Annotated in this window: 2 protein-coding genes; both read right to left on the reverse strand. The window is 73.2% G+C overall.

Translation table 11 applies throughout. The annotated features are described in order from the left end of the window. Window positions 1-10 precede the first annotated feature (10 nt). Window positions 11-412 (reverse strand): nitrite reductase small subunit NirD, encoded by a 402-nt coding sequence (nirD, locus tag G6030_RS13495; RefSeq protein WP_182643474.1) that lies wholly within the window; start codon window positions 410-412, stop codon window positions 11-13. 112 nt (window positions 413-524) lie between these two features. Further along, on the reverse strand, window positions 525-2694 hold a 2170-nt coding region (gene nirB / locus G6030_RS13500), incomplete at its 5' end, for a nitrite reductase large subunit NirB (protein WP_182643475.1).

Below are 2694 nucleotides of genomic sequence, written 5' to 3' on the forward strand. Positions count from 1 at the left end.
CGAGCTCGCCCTACGCAGCGGTGGCGCGGGCGTGGCGGACCGCGGGTTCGGTCGCCACGTAGACCGTGCCGTCGCCGGCGACCCGGGCGGGGAACACCGAGATCCCGCGGGAGGGGTCGTCGAGGCCGCGACCGTCCTCGAGCGCGTACGCCTGCTTGCCGATGGGCGAGATCACCGCGGGGACGCCGGCGCGGTCGCCCACGAGCCCGCGGCTCATCACGGCCGCCCGGGCGACGGGATCGATGTTGCAGACGGCGTGCACCTCGCCGTCGTCGAGCGTGTACACCGCCACTTGCCGCCCGTCGGGCAGCAGGGCGGCGACACCGCGCCCGGCGATGAGGCGGTCGATCGCGCAGACGGCGATCTCGGGGGTGGTGCCGGTGTGGGCGGGGCGGGACAGGGTTGCTGTCATGGCGGACTCCTCGGGTGTGGGCGGGTGTGGGCGGGTGGATGTCGGGTCGACGATGTGGACGACGGGGGCCGGCCGCGGGCGGATTCGGATCGGGCCGGTCGCGGGGGCGGGGTCAGCTGCGGACGGGCATGGCGGGCGAGCCGAGCAGCACCGGCACCTTGCGGCCGTCGCGCTGCTCGAACTGCACGGTGGGGTCCGGGGCCTCGGGGGCGTTGACGAACGAGACGAACCGGGCGAGCTTGTCGGGGTCGTCGAGAACGGCCGCCCACTCGTCCACGTAGCCGGCGACGTGCGCCTCCATGCGTTCCTCGAGTTCGGCGGCCAGGCTGAGCGAGTCGTCGCACACGACCTCCCGCAGGTGGTCGAGCCCGCCCTCGAGCGCCTCGAGCCACGGCGCCATGCGCTGCAACCGCTCGGCCGTCCGGACGTAGAACATCACCGTGCGGTCGATGTAGCGGATGAGCTGGTCGTCGGTGAGGTCGCCGGCCAGCAGCTGGGCGTGCCGCGGGGTCGCGCCGCCGTTGCCGCCCACGTAGAGGTTCCAGCCGTTCTCGGTGGCGATCACGCCGACGTCCTTGCCGCGGGCCTCCGCGCACTCGCGCGCACACCCGGACACGGCCATCTTGATCTTGTGCGGCGCCCGCAGTCCGCGGTAGCGGGTCTCCAGCAGCACCGCCATCGCGACCGAGTCCTGCTGCCCGTACCGGCACCAGGAGGTGCCCACGCAGCTCTTGACCGTGCGCAGAGACTTGCCGTAGGCGTGCCCCGACTCCATGCCGGCGTCCACGAGCCGCCGCCAGATGGCGGGGAGTTCCTCGACGCGCGCGCCGAAGAGGTCGATCCGCTGGCCGCCGGTGACCTTGACGTACAGGTCGTGGTCGCGCGCGATCTCGCCGATCACGATGAGCTGCTCGGCCGTCACCTCCCCGCCGGGCATCCGGGGGACCACCGAGTAGGTGCCGTTCTTCTGGATGTTGGCCAGGAAGTGGTCGTTGGTGTCCTGCAGCGAGGCCTGCTCGCCGTCGAGGACGTGGTCGGAGCTGGTCGAGGCGAGGATCGAGGCGACGGTGGGCTTGCAGATGTCGCAGCCGGCGCCGCGGCCGAAGCGCCCGATCAGGCCGGAGAAGGTCCGGATCCCGGTGACCGTGACGATCTCGAACAGCTCCGAGCGGGACTGGTCGAAGTGCTCGCACAGTGCCGTGGACTGCTCGACCCCCTCGGCCTCGAGCACCTGACGCATGAGCGGTAGGCACGACCCGCACGAGGTGCCGGCGCGGGTGCACGCCTTGAGTGCCGGGACGTCGCACGCCCCGCCGCAGATCGCGTCGCGCAGCGTGCCCTTGGTGACGGCGTTGCAGGAGCAGATCTGGGCGTCGTCGGGAAGCGACTCCACGCCGACACCGCCGCCGTCCGCCGCGGCGCCCGGGGTGATGAGGGACAGGGGATTCGACGACGGCAAGGTGCGCCCCAGCAGCGGCTTGAGCAGCTGGTACGGGCCAGCGTCCCCGACGAACACCCCGCCGAGCAGCGTCAGGGCGTCGTCGCTGAGGACGAGTTTGGAGTAGGTGCGGGTGACGGGATCGTCCACCACCAACTCGAGGCAGCCGGGCGTGCGCCCGTGGGCGTCGCCGAAGCTGGCCACGTCCACGCCCATGAGCTTGAGTTTGGTGGCGAGGTCGGCGCCGGTGAACTCGGCGTCGGCGCCCGGGCCGTCGCCCAGCCGGGCGGCGACCACCTCGGCCGAGGCGTACCCGGGTCCGACCAGGCCGTAGCAGGTGCCCTCGATGGCCGCGCACTCGCCGATCGCGAACACGTGCGGGTCCGAGGTGCGGCACGCCCGGTCGGTCAGCACGCCGCCCCGCTCGGCCAGCGCCAACCCGGCCGCGCGGGCGAGCTCGTCACGGGGTCGCACACCGACGGAGAACACCACGACCGCCGCCTCGACCGCGGTCGTCTCGCCGTCGTCGCCGGTCAGGGTCACCCGGACCCCGTCGGCACCGTCTGCGCCGTCGGCACCGTCCGTGCCGTCGCGCGGTTCGATCACCGTGTCGGTCACGCTCAGGTGCACCTCGATGCCGCGGTCGCGGATGAGGTCGCCCAGCAGTGCGCCGCCGCGACCGTCGACCTGGACGGGCATGAGCCGGTCGTTGCGCTCCACGACGTGCGGGGTCAGCCCGATCAGACTCAACGCGTTGGCGGCCTCGATGCCCAGCAGCCCGCCGCCGATCACCACGCCGTGCGCGCCGGCCCCGGCCCGCTCGGCGGCCGCGCGGATCGCGTCG

This window comes from Dietzia sp. E1, assembly GCF_014145015.1.
Classification (GTDB): Bacteria; Actinomycetota; Actinomycetes; order Mycobacteriales; family Mycobacteriaceae; genus Dietzia; species Dietzia cinnamea_A.